Annotated in this window: 20 protein-coding genes; 14 read left to right on the top strand and 6 right to left on the bottom strand. The window is 57.6% G+C overall.

Translation table 11 applies throughout. The features are described from left to right. Positions 1–67 precede the first annotated feature (67 nt). Positions 68–1,171: a citrate synthase/methylcitrate synthase gene (locus ABLQ08_RS28740; protein ID WP_352949734.1), complete on the bottom strand. Its 1,104-nt coding sequence runs from the start codon at positions 1,169–1,171 to the stop codon at positions 68–70. 77 nt (positions 1,172–1,248) lie between these two features. On the opposite strand from ABLQ08_RS28740, the gene ABLQ08_RS28735 reads away from it, so the two are divergent. From ABLQ08_RS28735 to ABLQ08_RS28725, 3 genes are all read left to right on the top strand, one after another. Next, positions 1,249–2,418 (top strand): citrate/2-methylcitrate synthase, encoded by a 1,170-nt coding sequence (locus tag ABLQ08_RS28735; RefSeq protein WP_352949732.1) that lies wholly within the window; start codon positions 1,249–1,251, stop codon positions 2,416–2,418. A 92-nt stretch (positions 2,419–2,510) separates the two neighbouring features. Continuing rightward, positions 2,511–2,723 (top strand): hypothetical protein, encoded by a 213-nt coding sequence (locus tag ABLQ08_RS28730; RefSeq protein WP_352949730.1) that lies wholly within the window; start codon positions 2,511–2,513, stop codon positions 2,721–2,723. Between the two features lie 48 nt (positions 2,724–2,771). Continuing rightward, positions 2,772–3,665 (top strand): AEC family transporter, encoded by an 894-nt coding sequence (locus ABLQ08_RS28725; protein ID WP_352949728.1) that lies wholly within the window; start codon positions 2,772–2,774, stop codon positions 3,663–3,665. Between the two features lie 134 nt (positions 3,666–3,799). Here the strand turns inward: ABLQ08_RS28725 and ABLQ08_RS28720 are convergent, their stop codons facing one another. The 3 genes from ABLQ08_RS28720 to ABLQ08_RS28710 all read right to left on the bottom strand — a co-directional run bounded on the left by ABLQ08_RS28720 (position 3,800) and on the right by ABLQ08_RS28710 (position 5,855). Further along, positions 3,800–4,633, bottom strand: a complete 834-nt coding sequence (locus ABLQ08_RS28720; RefSeq protein WP_352949726.1) for an isocitrate lyase/PEP mutase family protein — start codon at positions 4,631–4,633, stop codon at positions 3,800–3,802. A 261-nt stretch (positions 4,634–4,894) separates the two neighbouring features. Beyond that, positions 4,895–5,359, bottom strand: coding sequence for a DUF1203 domain-containing protein (locus ABLQ08_RS28715; RefSeq protein ID WP_352949723.1), 465 nt, complete (start codon positions 5,357–5,359; stop codon positions 4,895–4,897). An 88-nt stretch (positions 5,360–5,447) separates the two neighbouring features. After that, entirely contained in the window at positions 5,448–5,855 is a 408-nt protein-coding gene (locus tag ABLQ08_RS28710) for a GNAT family N-acetyltransferase (protein WP_352949721.1), read from the bottom strand. A gap of 169 nt (positions 5,856–6,024) precedes the next feature. Here ABLQ08_RS28710 and ABLQ08_RS28705 point away from each other — a divergent pair, with 169 nt between their 5' ends. The 11 genes from ABLQ08_RS28705 to ABLQ08_RS28655 all read left to right on the top strand — a co-directional run bounded on the left by ABLQ08_RS28705 (position 6,025) and on the right by ABLQ08_RS28655 (position 18,584). Continuing rightward, positions 6,025–7,632, top strand: coding sequence for a GMC family oxidoreductase (locus tag ABLQ08_RS28705; RefSeq protein ID WP_352949719.1), 1,608 nt, complete (start codon positions 6,025–6,027; stop codon positions 7,630–7,632). A 72-nt stretch (positions 7,633–7,704) separates the two neighbouring features. Further along, positions 7,705–8,466 (top strand): molybdate ABC transporter substrate-binding protein, encoded by a 762-nt coding sequence (gene modA, locus ABLQ08_RS28700; protein ID WP_352949717.1) that lies wholly within the window; start codon positions 7,705–7,707, stop codon positions 8,464–8,466. Positions 8,467–8,510: 44 nt separating this feature from the next. Beyond that, positions 8,511–9,218, top strand: a complete 708-nt coding sequence (modB, locus tag ABLQ08_RS28695) for a molybdate ABC transporter permease subunit (RefSeq protein WP_352949715.1) — start codon at positions 8,511–8,513, stop codon at positions 9,216–9,218. Beyond that, positions 9,205–10,323: a molybdenum ABC transporter ATP-binding protein gene (gene modC, locus ABLQ08_RS28690; protein ID WP_352949714.1), complete on the top strand. Its 1,119-nt coding sequence runs from the start codon at positions 9,205–9,207 to the stop codon at positions 10,321–10,323. Before modB ends, modC begins: the two co-directional genes overlap by 14 nt. Positions 10,324–10,382: 59 nt before the next feature. Next, positions 10,383–12,167, top strand: coding sequence for a sensor histidine kinase (locus ABLQ08_RS28685; protein WP_352949712.1), 1,785 nt, complete (start codon positions 10,383–10,385; stop codon positions 12,165–12,167). Between the two features lie 11 nt (positions 12,168–12,178). Next, positions 12,179–13,516, top strand: coding sequence for a sigma-54-dependent transcriptional regulator (locus ABLQ08_RS28680; RefSeq protein WP_352949710.1), 1,338 nt, complete (start codon positions 12,179–12,181; stop codon positions 13,514–13,516). Positions 13,517–13,598: 82 nt separating this feature from the next. Further along, the gene (locus tag ABLQ08_RS28675; RefSeq protein ID WP_352949708.1) at positions 13,599–14,030 is read left to right on the top strand and encodes a carboxymuconolactone decarboxylase family protein; all 432 of its coding nucleotides are present in this window, start codon (positions 13,599–13,601) and stop codon (positions 14,028–14,030) included. 17 nt (positions 14,031–14,047) lie between these two features. Then, positions 14,048–14,959 (top strand): RNA polymerase sigma factor SigJ, encoded by a 912-nt coding sequence (sigJ, locus tag ABLQ08_RS28670; RefSeq protein WP_352949706.1) that lies wholly within the window; start codon positions 14,048–14,050, stop codon positions 14,957–14,959. Between the two features lie 248 nt (positions 14,960–15,207). Next, entirely contained in the window at positions 15,208–16,215 is a 1,008-nt protein-coding gene (locus ABLQ08_RS28665) for a DctP family TRAP transporter solute-binding subunit (RefSeq protein ID WP_352949704.1), read from the top strand. A gap of 128 nt (positions 16,216–16,343) precedes the next feature. After that, a complete protein-coding gene (locus tag ABLQ08_RS28660; protein WP_352949702.1) occupies positions 16,344–16,976 on the top strand; it encodes a TRAP transporter small permease in 633 nt (210 codons plus the stop codon). A gap of 6 nt (positions 16,977–16,982) precedes the next feature. Beyond that, positions 16,983–18,584, top strand: coding sequence for a TRAP transporter large permease (locus ABLQ08_RS28655; protein ID WP_352949701.1), 1,602 nt, complete (start codon positions 16,983–16,985; stop codon positions 18,582–18,584). 132 nt (positions 18,585–18,716) lie between these two features. Here ABLQ08_RS28655 and ABLQ08_RS28650 read toward each other — a convergent pair whose 3' ends face one another. Then, the gene (locus ABLQ08_RS28650; protein ID WP_352949699.1) at positions 18,717–18,998 is read right to left on the bottom strand and encodes an SCP2 sterol-binding domain-containing protein; all 282 of its coding nucleotides are present in this window, start codon (positions 18,996–18,998) and stop codon (positions 18,717–18,719) included. A gap of 156 nt (positions 18,999–19,154) precedes the next feature. Continuing rightward, positions 19,155–20,954, bottom strand: a complete 1,800-nt coding sequence (locus ABLQ08_RS28645; RefSeq protein WP_352949698.1) for an IlvD/Edd family dehydratase — start codon at positions 20,952–20,954, stop codon at positions 19,155–19,157. Positions 20,955–21,064: the final 110 nt, after the last annotated feature.

Raw genomic sequence — 21,064 nt, 5'->3', positions numbered from 1 at the left:
ATCCCACGGTCGACTGCGGGATGGCTCTTTGACTTTGAAGAAGCAGGTGATTGCTTCCGGGAAGGCCTTACTCCGGCATCGGTCCGACATATTGCGATGCCGGGCGGATGAGCTTGCCGTATTTCTGTTGTTCCAGAACGTGCGCGCACCAGCCGGGTGTGCGACCGGTGGCAAAAAGCGGGGTGAACAGAGTGCGGTCGATACCGATCGCGTCCAGGAGCACCGCCGTATAGAATTCGACATTCGTGTCGAGCGCCCGATCCGGTTTTGCCTTCTTCAACGCTACCAGCGCTTCACGTTCGATGTCCTCGGCAAGCTTGACCTTGGGGTTCTCCTGACCGAGTCGCCGCAATCCGGATTTCAGCACATCGGCACGCGGATCGCGCGTCCGGTAAATCCGGTGACCGAAGCCCATGAGGCGCTCCTTGCGTGCGAGCGCGGCGGTAATCCAGTCTTCAGCATTGCCCGGTTCGCCGATGGCATCGATCATGTCCAGCACCGGCCCGGGGGCACCGCCATGCAAGGGACCGCTCAGCGCGCCCATGGCGCCGAGAATGGCCTGTCTCATGTCCGCCTGTGTCGAGCCAATGACGCGCGCGGTGAAGGTGGACGCATTCAGGCCGTGGTCCAGAATGGTCACGAGGTAGCGATTAAGCGCATCGGCGTGAGTCTCGGGCGGAGTTTCGCCGGTCAACATGCGCAAAAGATCGGCTGCGCAGCCAAGAGTTTGATCCGGTGCAATCGGCTCTTGTCCCTGACCAATCCGATAGGATGCAGCCAGATATACCGGCAAGGCACCGCTGATGGCAATTGCAGCAGGCAGGGTTTCGCTCAAGGGCAGTGCGGCAAGGCCGAGCTGCATGCGCTCATAGACCGAGAGCGTGGCCGGGGCGGCCGCCAGCAACGGTACGACCTCAAAGGCGGCGAGGCGAGCCAGGCCGAAAGCTTCACCCATCGACGGCGTCTTGGCGACGTCCAAATCCTGCCAAAGATGCATGACAGCTTCTTCGAAGGAAACGAGCCCGGCGAGTTCTTCGATTTTCTTGCCGCGCAGGATCAATATGCCGTTCTGGCCGTCGACATCGCTGAGTGAAGTTGTTGCGGCGACAACGCCCTCTAGTCCGGCAATCGGATCCGGGGTCATGTGAGCAGGATTTGGCGCTTCGGTCATGGTCATCTCCTTCTTCGGTTTGCGCCAGATAGAGAGAAGGAATTGCATTGATCAATGTTGATAACTAAAATCAATATATGAGCACGCCAATCTATCTTTCCGCCCGTGAGGCTGCTGCCGAACTCGGTGTTCAACCGGCAACCCTCTATGCCTATGTCAGCCGGGGACTGATTGCTTCGGTCGCCGGTCCGGGGAAAAAACGCCGCTATGATGCTGCCGATGTGCGTCGTCTGAAGGGCCGCAAAGCGTCTGAAGACCAGACGGGCTCGCGTCCATTGACCGGCGATCCGGTTCTGGAAACCGAGCTGACACTCATTGCGGAATACGGGCCGGTCTATCGCGGGCGGCTGGCAACCGACCTTGCCGAAACATCGACCCTGGAAACGGTGGCGACCCTGCTTTGGGATTCCGGTGACGACCCATTTGCAAAAAATGTTCCCGAAAGCCCGCCGGAGCTGCCAACAGGGCTGGCCCCGCTCGACCGGCTGATGATGGCACTGGCTGCCTGGCCGCTGCAGGATCGCGCCGCATATACGTTGGCGCCCAGGCTCTTGCAGCAAAAAGGAGCCGCACTGCTTCGTTATTCCATTGCAGCGCTTCTGGACCAGGAACCGGTGGCAATCCCGATCCATACACAAATCGCCAATGCCTATGGAGTGTCCGCATCGGCGAAGAACCTCATCCGGGCTGCACTTGTTCTTTGTGCCGATCACGAACTCAACACCAGCGCCTTTGCCGCGCGCTGTGCGGCGTCGACACGGGCGCCGCTGCATGCGGCGCTGATATCAGGTCTGGGCGCTTTCACCGGTCCGCGGCATGGCGCTGCGTCTGACCGGGCAACGGCCTGGCTGGCGGAAATCACCCCGGATTCGGATATTGAAATGGTACTCGCGGACCGACTCGGGCGAGGCGAGTCCTTGCCCGGTTTCGGGCATTTGATTTATCAGGAGCGGGATCCGCGCGCCGATTGTCTGCTTGATATCCTTCTGCGGACGGAAGCGGGCCATCCCTTCGTGGAGCGCTTGCCGGTTCTGATCAAGGCGGCCGATGATCTTTTCGGTCTGCCACCCAATGTTGATTTTGCCCTGGCGGCGATCCAGAAAACCTATGGTTTGCCGAAGGATTCAGGCAAGATCATCTTCTGTGCCGGCCGGATGACGGGCTGGATTGCCCACGCCCTGGAGCAATATGCGGCACATGAAAAGATCCGCCCCAGGGCGGCCTATGTCGGTGAGCGTCCCGAATGACTTCAGCTCCGGTTTGCACGAGAAGGTTGATTTTCACCGCCGGGCACCTCTAACGTTTGCAAGAGAAGAAACCAGGCTGGAGGGACCAATCGGTGGCGGGCATCGTCGAACATGTCGCCAATGTCGTGCTGCCCGTCCTGTTCTGCGTCCTGCTTTGCTTCATGCCGCCATCGGCCATCACGTATTTGCCGGTCGCCCGGTACCAGTCGGAAGAGGCCCCGGGCGTCGCAGGCTTCATTCTTGTTTCAACGACCCTTACTCTGGTGACGTTACCGCTTGTCCTGACTTTCTGGGCAGCGGGTTAGGGGTCAGGAGTGCTTGATTAGTCAAATGAATTAGATTTGGGGGCGGTTTTGGAAGTCATTTTCGGTCACGTCGTCAACGTCATGCTGCCTGTGCTGCTTTGCGTGCTGCTCGGCTACATGTTGGCACTCCTCAAGGCACCTTTCGACACCAAGATGTTGGGCAGTCTGGTCGCCAACGTGGGATATCCGACGCTCATTCTGGCGCATCTGGCAAAGGAACATGTTCAACTCGGCACTTTTCTCACGGTTCTGGCAGCTGCTGCCGGAATGGTTCTGGTTTTTGCCGTGCTGGGATTCGTGGTCCTCAAGTTGCTTGGGGTTTCCATCAAGGCGTATTGGTCTTCAATGATGCTTTCCAATGTCGGCAACATTGGTCTTCCGGTGGCGACGCTTGCCTTCGGTCCGGAAGGAACAGCCGTTGCCATCGGCTTCATTGTCGTCGTGCTGGTCGGCATCTTCACGATCGGAATCGCAATACCGATGGGAAAGCCGAACTTTGCGGCCCTCGCCCGCCAGCCGGTCATCTATTCGGTGATTATTGCTCTCGTCATGATGGCAACCGGCTGGAGATTTCCAGGACCTGTCGATCAAAGCCTGGAAATCATGTCGGGACTGGCCATTCCTATCATGCTGCTGACATTGGGCGTCAGCCTGGAAACCTTGAAACTCGGCGCATTGTCCAGAGCGTTTATCCTGTCCATTCTCCATATCGGGATTTCCGCGATTGCCGCGTTGGTCCTGACCCACGTCCTGATGCTGGACAGCAAGATCGAGAGCATCGTCGTCCTGATGTGCTTCATGCCGCCATCCGTCGCAACCTATCTGGCGGTTTCGCAGCACCAGCCGGATGAAGCCCATGGTGTTGCCGGATTCATCTTCATTTCGACGATCCTGACGCTCGTAACCCTGCCGGTCGTTCTGACCTACTGGGCAACAGGATAGTATTTGCGTGTGAGTAGGTCGTTGGGCTTTGGCACGAATGACGTGTCACATATTGAGCGAGGCCTGCGGAACCTCGCTCATGATTGTGTCATGTAGAGAGGCATCATTCAGATGCCTCAAGGATTTGGACCGGTTCAGGGCCGAGCTTGCATGAAGGATTCAAAATCCGCGGTGCCCATTGCCCGGTCGAAGCATCCGAACGATCCGCCGTCCTTCATGTCTTCTGCCGCAGCGATGAACGACCCGAACGCGATGCGCGCAAGACCAGCTCCGATCGACACGCGCGAGACGCCCATGTCACCGAGCTCCTTGCGAGTCATGTGAAAGTTTTTGCGCCCTGCAAGGATGTTCAAAGGCGCCTTTACGGCTGCAAGAACGGTGGCAATCTGATCCTTGTCCTTCAGCTGAGGCGCATAAACGCAATCGGCACCGACCTCGACAAACGCGTTCAGGCGCTTGATGGTTTCTTCCAGTTCGTATTGCGTCTGGACAGGCCCTTCGCTGCGGGCAGTCAGGACGAAGTCGGGCGCAAGCCTGTTCTTGACATCGACTGCCGCCTTGATCCTCTCAACCGCAAGATCCAGAGAATAATACGGAAACTGCGGGTCGGTGGTGTAGTCTTCGATGGAGCAGCCGGCGAGCCCGACCTCAATCGCTCCCTTCACGGTCTCCACGACATCGTCGGGACTGTCACCAAAGCCGTTTTCCAGGTCGCCATTCACCGGGAGGGCGGATGCGTTGATGATTTCCTCGGCATGCGAGAGGGCGTCTTCCCGTGTGATCAGCCCTTCGGCGTCCTGAACACCCCGCGTCCACGCAAAACCTGCGCTGGACGTTGCAAGGGCGTCAAAGCGCAGACCGTCCAGTATGCGGGCTGTCCCGATGTCAAAGGGGTTGGGCATCAGGAAGGCCCGGCCTTTCTCGTGGAGCGCTTTGAAGGTGGCTCGGCGGTTGGCAACTGTTGGCATGGCGCTTGTCTCCCTTGGGTAGAAGATTTCTTTCGTTCTATTCAGAGTATGTTCCGGAAATTGAGTTCCTTTTCTGGCGACGGTCACAAATGCTGATCGCAAAGGTAAGAACCAGTTTACCGAAATTTCAGGCACCGGTCAGGACAAGAGCCTCATTTTGCTGTCGGGTTTGCCACAAACCATGCTCGAAACGGCAAAGGAAAAGGAGGCGCTTCCAAGAGAAGCAGCCTCCATTCAGCGTTGGGGAGTGTCGGGAGCAGACTACGCCGCCGCGCGCGTAACCTTCGCGGCAAAACAGCCACGGCGGGCATAGTGAAGATGAATATAGTCGACCTTCGGGTTGGCAAAGAATGTCGAGATCAGATCTGACGCCTCCGAACCGTCGGTTATATCCGCATCGATCATTTCGTGTTCGGCATCAAACGCACGCACTGAAAGAAGGCGGCTTGCAATCGAAGACGGGATCGAACCAGCTTCCGGATGGCTTTCCACCGCACCTTCCCTGACGAAAATCGCATGCCTGGAACGATATGGCGTATCGCCGGGCTGATGCTCGAAATTGAGCAGGAAAACCCTCTCGCCTTCGGCGGCATCTGCCAGCGAAACGCGGCAGGGAAAGCCACCATCGGAAATGTGAACCTGAACGTTCCTTTCCGCCAGGGCTTCATCAGACAAGCCGTTCAGACTGGAAAAGTCGACTGCGGAAAGCGGATGGATCTGAAACATGGGTCTGGCTCCTCAACTGATCTGAGGCGACCATAGGTGTGTGCCCTTCCTGGGGCGACCCGATTTGCGAGCGGTGCGGAATTTATGTTCAACGGGCGCGGCGGGACATCCCGACAGAACGCGGAGCGGTCTCCTTGAAGCCAAACTGTTCGTAAAGCCGGTTGGCCGGTACATCGGCGATCAGGCTTACATAGGCAGTCGCCGGCAATCTGGTTTCGATATAGTCCGTCAGGGCCGCCATGATTCGTTTGCCTAGACCCTGTCCCTGGTAGCCCGGAAGCACAACGATGTCAGTGACCTGGACAAAACAACCGCCATCCCCCACGAGACGGCCCATGCCCACCGGTTCCTCGCCGTCAAACACCATGACGCAATAGAGGCTGTTTTTCAGTCCGATTTCGGCAGCTTCGATTGAATACGAACTCAAGCCGCCTTCAGTTCGCAATTGCAGGTAAATCTCGGGACCAGGGGTCTGGGGAACCAGTTCGAGTGTCATACTGCTCTCTGTCTGTCTCTCAACGTCGGTCGTGAACGCGATACATACTGCAAGCAGGCAGGCTTGTGGGAAAATTGGAAGGGAAGCCGAACAGGTAGCCTTCTCCAAGTGGACAGCTTGACCCAAACCCTTCTCCGTGCCTCCATCGCACAAAATGTTGGGAGGAATCATGCAAGACCTGGGTGCCTGGGACTATGTGATCGTCGGCGCGGGAACCGCCGGCTGCGTGCTGGCAAACCGTTTGTCCGAAGATCCGAATGTGAAGGTGCTTCTGCTGGAAGCCGGCAAAAAGGATGACTACATCTGGATCCATATCCCGGTCGGTTATTTGCATTGTATCGGTAATCCACGTGTGGACTGGGGATTCAGGACCACTGCCGATCCCGGATTGAATGGCCGTGAGCTGATTTATCCCCGTGGCAAGGTTCTGGGCGGATGTTCGTCCATCAATGGCATGATCTACATGCGCGGCCAGGCTTGGGACTATGATCACTGGCGGCAGCTGGGTTTGGCGGGCTGGGGATGGGAGGATGTCCTGCCCTATTTCCGCAAGTCCGAAGATCATTATGCCTGGGACAACGAATTGCACGGCCAGGGCGGAAATCTCCGGGTGGAAGAACAGCGCATCTCCTGGGAATTGCTCGACGCCTTCCGCGACGCCTGTGAACAGCTGGGCATCCCCAAGACGCAGGATTTCAACGGTGGTGACAATTTTGGCTCGGCCTATTTTCAGGTGACCCAGAAATCCGGTCTGCGTTGGAATGGCGCCAAGGCGTTTTTGCGCCCTGCCCGCAACCGGCCAAACCTGAAAGTCGTCACCGAGGCGCATGTCGAGTGCATAGAGTTCGACAACGGCACGGCCTCCGGCCTCAAACTCGACATTGCCGGGGAACCGGCAAAGCTAGGCGTGGAAGGTGAACTGATACTGGCTGCCGGAGCGATCGGTTCTCCGCAATTGCTGGAGCTGTCCGGTATCGGTAATCCGGAGGTCCTGAAAAAGGCCGGCATTGAAGCACGTCACGAGATGCGGAGCGTCGGTGAGAACCTGCAGGATCACCTTCAGCTCAGGCCTGTTTTCAAGGTGCAGAACGCCATGACAATGAACGTGATGGCGAACTCCTGGCTTGGCAAGGCAAAGATCGGACTGGAATATCTGTTCAAGCGATCGGGTCCGATGGCGATGGCCCCCAGTCAGTTGGGCGTATTCGCCAAGACGGATCCTTCCTTTGAGACGGCCAACGTGGAATACCACGTGCAGCCATTGTCGCTGTCGAAATTCGGCGAACCGCTGCATTCCTTCCCGGCGATGACAGCAAGTGTTTGTAACCTTCGGCCTGAAAGCCGCGGGCATGTCCACATCACCTCGCCCAGAAAGTCGGATCAACCGGAAATCCTGCCGAAATACCTGTCAGCCGAAGCCGACAGAAGAGTGGCAGCGGACGCGATTCGATTGACCCGGAAGATCATGTCGGCACCTGCGATGAAGCCGTATCAGCCCGAGGAATATCTGCCCGGTCCCGATCTCACCAGCGAGGATGAGCTGGTGAAAGCGGCTGGCGATATCGGAACGACGATTTTTCATCCGGTCAGCACGTGCCGGATGGGAACGGATGAGGCATCGGTGGTTGACGAACGATTGCGTCTTCGCGGCTTCGGCAATATCCGCGTGGTCGACGCTTCGGTCATGCCCACGATCACCTCCGGCAATACGAATGCGCCGACCGTGATGATTGCCGAAAAGGGCTCCGACATGATCAGGCAGGACAGAATGAATTGACCAGCACCTGCTATTGATCGCAAGCAACGCATGGCCTAGCTACTGGGTCGATATTCAATACTTGGGGTCCTGATGTTCCGCCGTCTGCTTCTTTTTTGCATATTGTTGCTGGCATGTCTGCCGCCGGCGGCGGCACAAGCGCCTCTGACGGTCTTTGCAGCTGCCAGCATGCGCGAAGCGATGGAGCGGGTCGGCACGGCTTTCGAAGAGGAAACCGGAAACAAGGTGATATTTTCCTTCGCCGGCACCGGCACGCTGGCACGTCAGGTGGAAGCGGGTGCCCCGGCAGACCTGTTTGTGTCCGCGGATGTGGACTGGATGGACTATGTGGTGGAACGAGATGCTGTTCGGGCGAACACGGTCCGCCCGATTGCCTCAAACACCCTTGTTCTGATCGGCGCGGCGGACGGTCCGAAAGTCCGGCTGGATGCAGGCGAACTGGAAATCGCGCTCAACGAAGGCCGAATGGCGATTGCCGATCCCGATACAGTTCCCGCAGGCCGCTATGGCAAGGCCGCGCTTGAAAACCTGGGGCTCTGGCAAGCCGTTGAAACCCGTCTGGCGCCCATGGAAAATGTCAGGATTGTTCTGGCCTCGGTCGCGCGCGGAGATACGCCGCTGGGCCTTGTCTATCAGACGGATGCCGTTATCGAACCGGCAGTAGCGACACTTGCCGATTTTCCGGCATCGGCACATCCCAAAATCGAGTATCTCGCCGCCTTGACCGTGGACGGGTCGCATCCTGCCGCCGAGCCTTTTCTTGACTTCCTTCAACAGCCGCGGGCACGAGAAATCTTGCACTCGCTGGGGTTTTTAACCGATAAGGTGAATTAGGCCGCTGGCGACCGGCGGCATTTGCAACAACTGACCGGGCGCACGTGGATTTTTTCGACCTTCAACCTGCCGAGTGGCAAGCCTTGCTGCTGACCCTGAGGGTCGCCGCCGCCGCACTCGCTGTTGCGCTTCCGATTGCGGTTCTGACAGCCTTTCTGTTGGCGCGTTACCGGTTTCCGGGGCATGGTATCGTCAACGCGCTTGTTCATCTGCCCCTGGTTTTGCCACCCGTTGTCACCGGCTATGTCCTGCTTCTGACATTTGGGCGGAAAGGACCGGTCGGGGCGTTTCTGGACGATGTCTTCGGGATCAGTTTTGCGTTCAACTGGACCGGAGCGGCGCTCGCTGCCGGTGTCATGTCTTTTCCGCTGATGGTCCGCCCCATCCGCCTGTCCTTCGAAGCGGTCAATCCAAAGCTGGAAGAAGCGGCGAAGTCTCTGGGCGCTCATCGGATTGTCGCCTTTTTGACCGTCACCCTTCCACTTGCCCTGCCCGGTATTCTCGGCGGCGCAATCCTGGGGTTTGCCAAGGCAATGGGTGAATTCGGTGCAACGATCACCTTTGTTTCCAACATTCCCGGCGAGACCCGCACTCTTGCACTGGCACTTTACACGGCAACTCAGACCCCAAGCGGCGATCTTGCTGCCTTCAGGTTGACACTGATCGCAGCCTTTGTTGCCTTCGCGGCGCTAATCGCCTCGGAAATCCTCGCACGCCGCCTCAGGTCCCGGATCGGAGGTGGCAATGCTTGATGTCGATATCAAAGGCAACGTCGGCCAGCTTGACCTTCAGGCCCGTTTTAGCAGCGATGGCGGGGTGACATCGCTGTTCGGCCAGTCGGGGTCCGGCAAGACGACGCTGACCAACATGATTGCCGGACTGATCAGACCTTCATCCGGGCACATCAGGCTCAATGGAACGACCCTCTTTGACTCGGCGAAGTCCATAAATCTGCCGGTTCAGGCGAGACGCATAGGGCATGTCTTTCAGGACGCCCGCCTTTTTCCACATCTCAGCGTCAAGGCCAACCTGACCTATGCGCGCTGGGCCGGACGCAGGCAGGGGACGAGAGATTTCAACGAAGTTGTCGATCTGCTCGGATTGAATGCCCTGCTTGATCGGAAACCGGAAACCCTGTCCGGAGGTGAAAAGCAGCGAGTGGCCATCGGGCGGGCTTTGCTGTCCGATCCGAACCTGCTCATCATGGACGAGCCTCTTGCCAATCTCGATCAGGCCCGGCGCAATGATATCCTGCCCTATCTAGATCGCCTCTGTGTCGAGGCCGGTATTCCGATCCTCTATGTCAGCCATTCCATCGAGGAGGTCGCGCGTCTTTCAAACACGCTTGTGATCCTGTCCGAGGGCCAAACTCCCGCATTCGGCCCGGTCGCCGAGATGCTGGCTCGAACGGATCTCGGCAGAGCCACCGGCCGGCATGAAGCCGGCGCTCTGATTGAAGGTACAGTCACTCAGGTCGATGATGTTTGGGGTCTTACCTTCGTTGAAATTGGCGGCGCGGTCCTGCAGATCCCGGACATGGCAGCCCGGACCGGCGATCATGTCAGGCTCCGCATCCGCGCACGCGATGTGTCGTTGGCGTCGATCCCGCCCGAGGGCCTTTCGATCAGAAATGCGTTTGAGGCAAAGATCAAGAGCATCTCGGAAGAGAGCGGACCTTACGCCGAAATTCTGTGCTCTGTCGGTGAGCAGGTCGTCAGGGCGCGTATCACGCGCGCATCCGTCGCCGACCTGGATCTGTTCACCGGCAAGACGGTCACAGTGCTGATCAAGAGTGTTGCCATCGACCGGCGACAGCGCAGTCCTGTTCTGCCGAATACCGTTGAACTCCCGGTCTAGGTGTCGGGGCCCGCTTTCCTTCAGCTTCACGGATGCTCAAGCTTGATTATACTGGCAGGATGACACGCAGACCCGAGCGCCACGCCTGGCGCAAGCTGAAGATGAGTATCGGCACCGCGACGATTGCCGCCGCGCTGGTGGTTCTGCTGTTGACGGGGCTGGCGAGCCTGCGTCTCACCCTGGCTGAATCGGAAACCAGGGCGGAAGCAAATCTTGCGGTCCAAACCGCCGTTCTGGAAAGGTTGCTGGACAAGTTCCGCCTGCTGTCCCCGTTGCTTGCCAGGGGCCCGGACATTGCCCAGATGCTCCATCGGAACAACGGACCGACAGAGCCGGGCATTGCGGCAATCGCAGCCGGCATGTCTGGCGCAGAAGAAATCTGGCTGATGGATTCCGCAGGAAACGTCATTGTGTCCAGCCAGGATCCGGTTCCTTCCGGCGCGATTGGTGGCGCGGACAAGATCCCGCAGGCCTTTGAACAGGCAACGCAGGGGCAGTTGGGCCGCGAACTGATCCCGGGAACACCGGAGATGCCCTCGAATTACGTTTTTGCCTCGCCGCTCCGCTCTGGTGAGAAATTGTTGGGCGTTCTTGCGGTCAGGGTCAGTCTTGAAGATGTGGAACAAGCCTGGGCCCTCAGCAAGGACCCCATCATGGCGTTCGACAGAACCGGCAGGGTTGTTGTGACCAATGTTCCAGCCTGGCGCGGCAAGACGGCTGAAAAGCTGCACCCAGGCGTCAACATAGCCGACCTGTCGTTTGTCGGGCGTATCAACCTGTTGCTTCCCAAGGCCGGTTCCACCAAGAACTACATGCAACTGACCTCGAACCTGCCGGTTCTGGGCTGGGAAGTCAGGACGCTGGTTGACATTGAAGACGCGCGTCATCAGTCCGGGTGGGCAATGCTGATCGCGCTTTTGATTTGTGTGATTGCAGCCGGTGGCATCTGGTTCCTCATCACAAGGCGCGAAGAATTTGTTCGCGAGGAGCGGCGCAGGCGAGCCGCGGCGTTGCGACTGGAGCGGAGGGTTCAAAGCCGGACGGCCGAGTTGCGCCACGCGAATGCCCTGCTCGAACAGGAAGTCCGCGAGCGTGAACAGGCCGAAGCCAATCTGCGCCTGACCCAGGCCGAACTCGTCCAGGCGGCGAAACTGGCAACGCTGGGTCGCATGTCCGCAGCTCTCAGCCACGAATACAATCAGCCGCTTGCGGCGATCCGCTCAGACGCTGAAATCGCCGAAATGCTGATCGACCGCGGCAGAGCGGAAGAGGCGAAAGGAAACCTTACCCGAATTGGCGGCATGGTGAAGCGCATGGCGGAAATCGCCAAGACCCTCAAAGGGTTCACGCGAAAATCAGGCACCGACATCAAGCCGGTATCCCTGCGGCAGGTTATCGATGAGGCCATGTTGCTTCTGCAGCCGCAGATCAAGCAGAACGACGTCAGTCTGCTGCTCGACCTGCCGTCCAGCGACATCATCGTCAAGGGCGGGCGCATTCGACTTGAGCAGGTTGTCATCAACCTGCTGTCCAACGCGGTGGATGCAGTCAATGGAAAGGCCGACCCGGAAGTCACGCTCACGCTTCAGCGCGAAAACGGGGAGGCGGTGCTAACGGTCAGCGACAACGGCTCGGGGATCGACGAAGACGTGCTGCCTCAGATTTTCGATCCGTTTTTCACGACCAAGGATGTCGGTGCGGGACTGGGGCTCGGCTTGTCGATCGCCTATAAGATCGTCCATGACTTTTCCGGAACGCTGAAAGCGGCTAATCGGGAAAGCGGTGGGGCCGTCTTCACCATGCGCCTGCCGGTGGTGGACGAGAGAGTGTTGGCGGCGGAATAGGGAACCCGTAGATGGATCAGGCAACCGTCCTGTTGATTGATGACGAGGAAGCGCTTAGAGGCTCGCTGAGCCAGGGGCTGGAACTCACCGGACAGGATGTTTTTGCCACCGGTCAGCACGAAGAAGCGTTGGAGCGCATCAACCGGGACTTCTATGGTGTTCTGGTCACGGATATTCGCATGCCGGGGACCGATGGTTTCCAGGTGATGAAAAAGGCCTTTGAAATCGACCCCGCGCTCCCCGTCGTACTTATTACCGGGCATGGCGACGTGCCGCTTGCGGTCGAGGCCATGCGCGCCGGGGCCTATGACTTTCTGGAGAAACCCTTTTCCGTTGCGCATCTGGCGTCAGTGGTAGAAAGGGCGCTAGACAAACGCCGGCTCGTTCTGGAAAACCGCAAGCTGCGCGAGGAACTTGCAGACAGGACCGGCCTGGAAAGCCGTTTGGTCGGACGGACGGCTGCCATGGACCTGCTGCGCCGGAATGTCACTGCGCTGGCAAGCACCGATGCGGACGTGTTGATCCTGGGTGAAACAGGGTCCGGCAAGGAAGTTGTCGCAAGAGCCCTGCATGACGAAGGGCCGCGCAAGGACAATCCGTTTGTTGCGCTCAATTGCGGCGCGCTTCCGGCCGAAATCATCGAATCTGAACTGTTCGGACACGAAAAGGGTGCCTTTACGGGGGCCAGTGGCCAGAGGATCGGCAAACTGGAACATGCCCACGGTGGCACGGTCTTTCTGGACGAGATCGAATCCATGCCGCTGGAACTCCAGGTCAAGCTGCTGCGCGTGATCGAAACCAGAACCATTGAGCGGCTCGGGTCAAACAAGCATATCGAGCTGGACGTGCGCTTTATCGCGGCCACAAAGGAAGATCTTGAAGCAGCCGGCAAGGCGGGACGCTTCCGGTTGGACCTTTTCTACCGGCTAAATGTGGTCAATGTTGCAATCCCGCCTCTTCGGGATCGGCTGGAGGACATCCCCCTGCTTTTCCAGCATCTCGCCGTTGAAGCCAGGGCACGTTACAGACGCGAAATTCCGGACATCAGCGACACCTATCTGGCAGGCCTGATGACGCGCGAGTGGCCGGGAAACGTTCGGGAGCTGCGCAATGTGGCCGATCGCTTCGTACTTGGACTGGAGCAACAGGCGGAACCTCAATCCACTCCAGGAGCCAGCTTGTTCGACCAGGTTGCCTCCTATGAACGCGCCTTGATAGCCGCAGAGCTGAAGCGCAATGGCGGTGCCATCAAGCCGACCTATGAGAATCTCGGGCTATCCCGCAAGGCACTTTACGAAAAGATGCGCAAATACGGCTTGGGCAAGGAAGAAGTGGTCGCGTCTGCATAAAAATTCGCAATGTGTGTCACAAGAAAAGCAGATCGATCGTCATTGGGGTGTAAGTCACTTAAACCTCCAATGGATGACACAAATGACAAGTCCGAATGCAATCAATTACCTGGAATATGTTCCCTCCGTTCTTCGGCGCTTCGAGGCCGCGAGCGGTGAAATCGGCAATACGGAACTGGAACCGAAATTACGCCATCTGATTGAATTGCGTGCATCGCAAATCAACCAGTGCGCCTATTGCGTCAAAATGCACACCGAGGAAGCCCTGCGGGACGGCGAAACCGATAAGCGTGTGCAACGCATAACGGTTTGGCGTCATGTCGAGGATTACACAGCGGCCGAAAAAGCGGCGTTTGCCTGGACTGAAGCCCTGACCAGCCTCGATCCGGCAACCGACTATAAAACGCTCCGCAATGAGTTGCGGCAGCACTACAGCGATGCTCAAATAAGTGCGCTTACTTCTGCAATCGCCATGATCAATCTCTGGAACCGGATGCAGGTCTCAAATCACTAACGGCGTTGGAGTTGGGCATGACCGGAATTTCAGACAGCGAAAAGTTCGAAACGTCTCGACCGCGCCTGCTGGGGCTTGCGTATCGCATGCTCGGTTCCATGGCGGATGCGGAAGATGCTGTTCAGGATACGTTTGTCAAATGGCAAGGCACGGACAAGGCGAAAGTCTCCAATCCGGATGCGTTCCTGACCACGATTTGCACCAATCGGTGTCTGGACTTCCTGAAAGCCGCTCACAGAAAACGGGTCGACTATGTCGGCCCGTGGATCCCCGAGCCATTGCAGACCGAGACGGGCACAAACCCCGAAGCCGATCTTGAACGTGCGGAGTCCCTGACCACAGCCTTCTTGTTATTGCTTGAGCGATTGACACCGAAGGAGAGGGCAGCCTACCTGCTCAGGGAAGTCTTCGGAAAATCCTATACCGAAGTCGCCGAAACACTGGAATTGTCGGAACCGGCTTGCAGGCAGCTTGTGTCGCGAGCTGCAAGATTTGTTCGGTCCCAGTCCGCCAGATCGATTCCGACCGCTGAGCAGCAGGATACCTTCCTGAAGGCGTTCCTGAATGCGATCGAGACCGGGTCGACCGACAGTCTCGCGGGGCTATTGACCGAATCTGTCCAGCTGCGGGCCGATAGCGGCGGCAAGGCACCGTCCATCAGTCGCGTCATTGAAGGTGTCGAAGTCGTCAACTTCATCACAAGGGCAATCAGCCGTCTCTGGGATCGGGATCGGATGGTCGAACTGGAGATCAATGGCGTCCGCGGCCTGGCCCAACTTGACGGCGATCGGATCGTGACCGCAATGACGCTTGGCTACACCAGCGACGGAATTGTTGACCAGATCTATGTGATCAGAAACCCGGACAAGCTGGAGCGCCTCTTGACACCGACCCAACACGATGCCGGGAGTGGTGGTCTCTGGCAATAGTGGCTCCAAGCGGGCGAGAATGTGTCGAATTCGACACATTCTGAGGCTCCCATGTGTCGGAGCCTACCCATCTGTTTCCCAATCGTTGGCTTGTCGTTTTGATGAATCTCGAAAGAACGGCAAAAATCAGCCATTTTGAATATGTATGGAGCAATTGGCACGCGCTTTGCGTTAAAGCTCGCGACCAGCCTCGCGCTGTCCGGCCACATATTCGGCCGCCATATTTGAAATGTCTGGGAGGACATCAGATGAAAAAGTTTGTAATCGCCGCCGCCACCGCGGCTACTTTTGCCATGTCGTCTGCAGCATACGCTGCTGATGAATGTGGTGACGGCGAAGTTGTCATCAAGTTCAGCCATGTTGTTTCGGCCCAGGGTCACCCGAAAGGTGAAATGGCAACCGCACTTGCCAACCGCATCAACACGGAAATGGATGGCAAAGCCTGCATGCAGGTCTTCCCGTCCTCGCAGCTGTTCGACGACAACAAGGTTATGGAAGCGCTACTGCTGGGCGATGTTCAGCTGGCCGCACCGTCGCTGTCCAAGTTCGAGTCCTATACGCTGAAGTACCGCCTGTTCGACCTGCCGTTCCTGTTCACGAACATGGAAGCGGTCACCACTTTCACAAAGGGTGAAAAAGGTCAGGAACTTCTGGGCGCCATGTCCGACTACGGTTTCGTTGGTCTCGGCTACGTATTTAACGGTCTGAAACAGTTCTCTGCCAACAAGCCGCTGCTGGTTCCGAGCGACGCGAAGGGCCTGAAGTTCCGTGTACAGACGTCCGACGTGGCGGTCGCCATGATCGAAGCCATGGGTGCAAATGCTCAGAAACTGGCATTCAAGGAAGTCTATGGTGCATTGCAGACCGGTGTTGTCGACGGACAGGAAAACACCTGGTCCAACATCTACACCAAGAAGTTCTTTGAAGTTCAGGACGGCACGACGGAAACCAACCACCAGCTGCTGACCTACCTGGCCGTCACTTCCCAGGAATGGCTGGACAGCCTCGACGCTGACGTACGCGACCAGTTCGTGACGATCTTCAACGAAGTCTCCGACGAGTACAACGCGCGTTCCACGGAGATCAATGAAGCGAACAAGCAGAAAATCATCGAAAACGGTGGTGTTGTTCGTGAACTGACCCCGGAGCAGCGCGACGAGTGGGTCAAGACCATGAAGCCGGTTTGGGACAAGTTCCGCGATGACATCGGTCAGGACGTCATTGACGCGGCCGTTGCCTCCAACCAGCAAAGCTAAATCCTCGGATCCGAGGAGGACGGGCTGGTATGCCCAGCCCGTTCAACTGCTCTGAATTTCCTTAAAAACAAGCCGCATTCAACGCGGCACAAGACTGGGACGGATGCGTTCCGGTAGGGGAGGCCTGCATGTCCCGCGTCGGACGGTTTGTCGATTCCTTGGAAGAAAATATCATCGCCTTCATTCTGGCGTTGATGACCCTCGTCACCTTTTCTCAGGTAGTTGCCCGATACGGCTTCAATTCCGGCTGGGGCGGCGCGCTTGAACTGACTCGCGTGTTGTTCGCCTGGCTGATCCTGTTCGGCATGAGCTACGGCATCAAGATCGGCGCTCACCTCGGCGTTGATGCTGTCATCAATCTTCTGCCGAGGCCGCTTTTCAGACTGGCGGCGCTGCTGGGAGCGGCTCTGACAGTGCTTTATGCGGTGCTGTTGTTCGATGCCACCTGGTTCGGCGGCATGCTCGCCCTGGAAAACAAGGGTTCAACGGGCGGTGCCTACGCCTATGTCGCGAAATTCTACAAGTTGCCCATCGGCATGGAAGACCTGAAATGGCCGGTCTTCATTCAGGAGTGGTTTGGGGTGAAAGAACGGGTTCCGCGCTGGATGCCTTACGTGATCCTGCCTATCGGTCTTGTCCTGCTGGCCTTCCGTGCCGCTCAGGCTTTCGTGCTGATCCTCATCGGCAAAAAAGACGCCATCATCGCCGCTCACGAAGCGGAGGAACTGGTGGCTGAAAACAAAGATGTGCTGAAGGACTAAGCCCCGATGGAAACAGCATTTCTCTTCATTTTCGTCTTCGGCTTTCTGTTCCTGGGTGTTCCGATCGCCATCTCGCTCGGCCTTTCAGCCGTCCTCTATATCGCGCTCTTCAGCCACGACTCCATGAGTTCGGTAGCGGTGCAACTGTTCAACGCCTCGCAGAACTTCACACTGCTCGCAATTCCGTTCTTCATTCTGGCGTCCAGCTTCATGTCGACCGGCGGCGTTGCCCGCAGGATCATTCGTTTTTCGATCGCGACAGTCGGATCGATAAGGGGTGGTCTCGCCATTGCCGGCGTCTTTGCCTGCATGCTGTTCGCTGCGCTGTCAGGGTCTTCTCCGGCTACGGTGGTTGCCATCGGTACCATTGCCATCGCAGGTATGCGCCAGGCCGGTTACACCAAGGAATTTGCAGCCGGCGTTATCGCCAATGCAGGTACGCTCGGCATTCTCATTCCGCCGTCCATCGTGATGGTTGTTTATGCTGCGGCGACCAACGTGTCCGTCGGCCGCATGTTCCTGGCCGGTGTCATTCCGGGCATTATCGCCGGTCTCATGCTGATGGTCGCGATCTATGTCATGGCTCGGGTGAAGAACTTGCCCGCCCAGCCCTGGCCCGGGTTCAAGGAGATCTGGGGAGCGCTGTCTGAAGCAGCCGTCGGCCTTTTCCTGATGGTTATCATTCTGGGCGGCATCTATCTCGGTATCTTCACGCCAACCGAAGCGGCTGCCGTGGCAGCGGTCTATGCCTGCCTGATTGCCCTGTTCGTTTATCGCGATATGGGCCCGCTTTCCGGTATCGGCTGGATTGAGGACGAGGACGGACCTCTGGCGCTGACCGGCTTCAAGGCGATCACTTACGCCGTCGTCGCAATGTTGACCTGGTCAGGTATTGCCGCGCTTGTCACGGATCGTGCTGCAATCTTCGGCATCGACAGTGCGATTGTTCTTGTCGCCGCGCTGATTGGGTATCCCTTGCTGCGTGGCGGTGTCAGTGCCGCCGAACTTCCGGGAACCTATGCGGTCGGCGGCAAGGTCTGGGGACGGAACCTTGGCATTATCGGCCTGAAGTTCCTGCCTGCGCTGTTCCACAGGGATACCAAGAAAGTCCTCACGGATTCGGCGAAGACGACCATCATGCTGATGTTCATCATCGTCAACGCCCTGCTGTTTGCCCACACGCTGACAGCCGAACAGATCCCGCAGGTTATCACGGACTGGATGGTCGAAGCCGGTTTCAACTGGTTCACCTTCCTGCTCGCCGTCAACATCCTGCTCCTGATCGGTGGCCAGTTCATGGAGCCGTCCGGTCTGCTGCTGATCGTGGCGCCGGTGGTGTTCCCGATCGGCCTGGAACTGGGCGTGGATCCGATCCACCTCGGCATTCTGATGGTCGTGAATATGGAAATCGGCATGATCACACCGCCGATCGGTCTGAACCTCTTTGTGACTTCGGGCATTACGGGCATGAGCCTCGTTCAGGTGGTGAAAGCCGCAGCGCCGTTTGTTCTGGTCCTGTTGCTGTTCCTGATCCTGGTTACATACGTACCGGCGCTGTCGACCTTCCTGCCCTACATGCTGATGGGGCCGGAGATCATCACACAATAAGAAAGGTGTCTTCGGACAATAACTTGACGGCGGTCCACTGGGCCGCCGTTTTTTTGTTTTATGGAATGACAAATAAGAAAGCCGACCCCAAAGGCGCCGGCTTGCAATCTCAATGGATCGAGGAATGGATGTTCAGACGATGCTGCCCAGCTTCATCGCAACGCTCATGTCGCCTTCCACCTGCATCTTGCCGCCCATGAAAGCAGCCGTCGGGTTCAGGTCTCCGGAGAGAAGGTCGCCGAGATCGTCAGCAGTCATCTTGATGGTACAGTCCGCCTCGCCGTCGTCATTGCTGACATCGGAGCCCTGCAGAAAGATGACGCCGGCATCGCCGAGATCGAATTTCACGCTTTCTTCGATACCGCCACCGGCAACTTTCTCGCGGACACCTTCTGTAAGCTGTTCCAAGGACATATGTCTTCTCCCGTTCGGTTATGACGCTTGACTGTCGTTGCCTTCTTGAAGCATGCCGTTTACGTAATCGTCAAGTGAGAAAATTTGTTTGTTCGCACTGACGATTCCAAGAAACCAGAATTCCTAACCAGGATGCCACGGGTATTGTCAGCCAACCTAGTGATTGTCGCGCGGAAGACCCTTTGAGTGAGCGACATCCTGATATTTCACCGCGGGTTCAAGCACCATGCCCTTGTCGAACTGACCGATCATGGACCGCTGGATTTCCTGCCACGGCGTCTGGCTTTCCGCCACTTTGAAACCACCAGCAGCTTCCAGGTTTGCCTTGCGCTGCGCAAGCTCCTCATCGGAGATCAGGATATTGGCGGTACCTTTCTTCAAGTCGATCCGCACCTGGTCGCCGGTCTTCAGGAGAGCAAGCCCGCCCATGGCGGCGGCTTCTGGCGAGGCGTTGAGAATGGAGGGGGAGCCGGACGTACCGGACTGGCGGCCATCTCCGATGCAGGGCAGTGAAGTTATGCCGCGTTTGATCAGAGCAGCCGGGGGCTGCATGTTCACAACTTCTGCTCCGCCCGGATAACCGATCGGGCCGGTTCCGCGAACGAACAGCATACAATGCTCATCGATGTTCAGATCCGGATTGTCGATATTGTCGTGATAGTCTTCCGGGCCTTCAAAGACGATGGCACGGCCCTCAAAGGCCTCCGGGTCATCCGGATTTGAAAGATACCGCTGCCTGAACTCTTCAGAGATCACGCTGGTTTTCATGATCGCGCTGTCAAAGAGGTTGCCTTTGAGGTTAAGGAAACCGGCGTGTTCCATCATCGGCTCGTCGTAGGGCTTGATCACTTCCGGAAGATCCGTGGTGATACCTTCGCAGTTTTCGCCGATCGATTTGCCGTTTGCGGTGACTGCATCGGGGTGTGGCAGTTTGCCGTGGCGCATCAGTTCCGCAACAACCGCAGGAACACCGCCTGCATGGAAATAGTCTTCGCCCAGATACTCGCCTGCAGGCTGAAGATTGACGAGCAGTGGCACATCGTGGCCGATATCCTGCCAATCGTCATTGGTCAGTTCGACGCCGAGATGACGGGCAATTCCGTTAAGGTGGATCGGCGCGTTTGTAGATCCGCCAATCGCTGAATTAATGACAATCGCGTTCTCAAAAGCTTCCCGGGTCATGATATCGGAAGGCTTCTGGTCCGCATGAACCATGTCAACGATGCGTTTGCCGGTTTCGTAGGAAATCGCTCCACGCTCTCTGTAGGGCGCGGGAATGGCCGCGGAGCCCGGCAGCTGCATGCCAAGGGCTTCGGCGAGAGAGTTCATCGTCGTTGCGGTTCCCATCGTGTTGCAATAGCCGACAGACGGCGCGGACGATGCAACGAGATCCATGAAGCCTTCATAATCTATTTCGCCGGCTGCCAGCATCTGACGGGCTTTCCAGACAATGGTACCCGATCCGGTCCGCTCGCCCTTGTGCCAGCCGTTCAGCATCGGCCCGACCGAAAGCGCAATTGCGGGAATATTGACGGTTGCCGCCGCCATCAGGCAGGCAGGAGTGGTCTTGTCACAACCGATAGTCAGCACAACACCGTCGATAGGGTAGCCATAGAGGAGCTCGACAAGGCCGAGATAGGCCAGGTTCCGGTCAAGCGTTGCTGTAGGCCGTTTGCCTGTTTCCTGGATCGGATGAACCGGAAACTCGAACGCGATGCCACCTGCGTCGCGGATGCCTTCGCGAATGCGCTTGGCCAGTTCCAGATGATGCCGATTGCAGGGGGAAAGGTCGGAGCCGGTCTGGGCAATGCCGATGATCGGTTTGCCGGATTGAAGCTCTTCGCGGGTGATGCCGAAATTGAGATAGCGCTCGATGTAGAGCGCGGTCATGCCTGGATTGTCCGGATTATCGAACCAGGCTGCGGACCGCAGCTTCGGTTGTTTTGTATCGCTCATGGCGCCTCGTCCCTCAATTTAATCGCTTGAAAAGCGTCAGGATCGATAAACACCAGCTCCCGGACGCTGTAAAGGCAGCAGCCGGTCAAATCGGTTCCAGCATTTGAAAT

Source organism: Roseibium sp. SCP14, assembly GCF_040329475.1.
Taxonomy (GTDB): Bacteria; Pseudomonadota; Alphaproteobacteria; order Rhizobiales; family Stappiaceae; genus Roseibium.
Note: the sequence above shows the minus strand (reverse complement) of the source record. Positions and strands in the feature narration are given on the sequence as shown.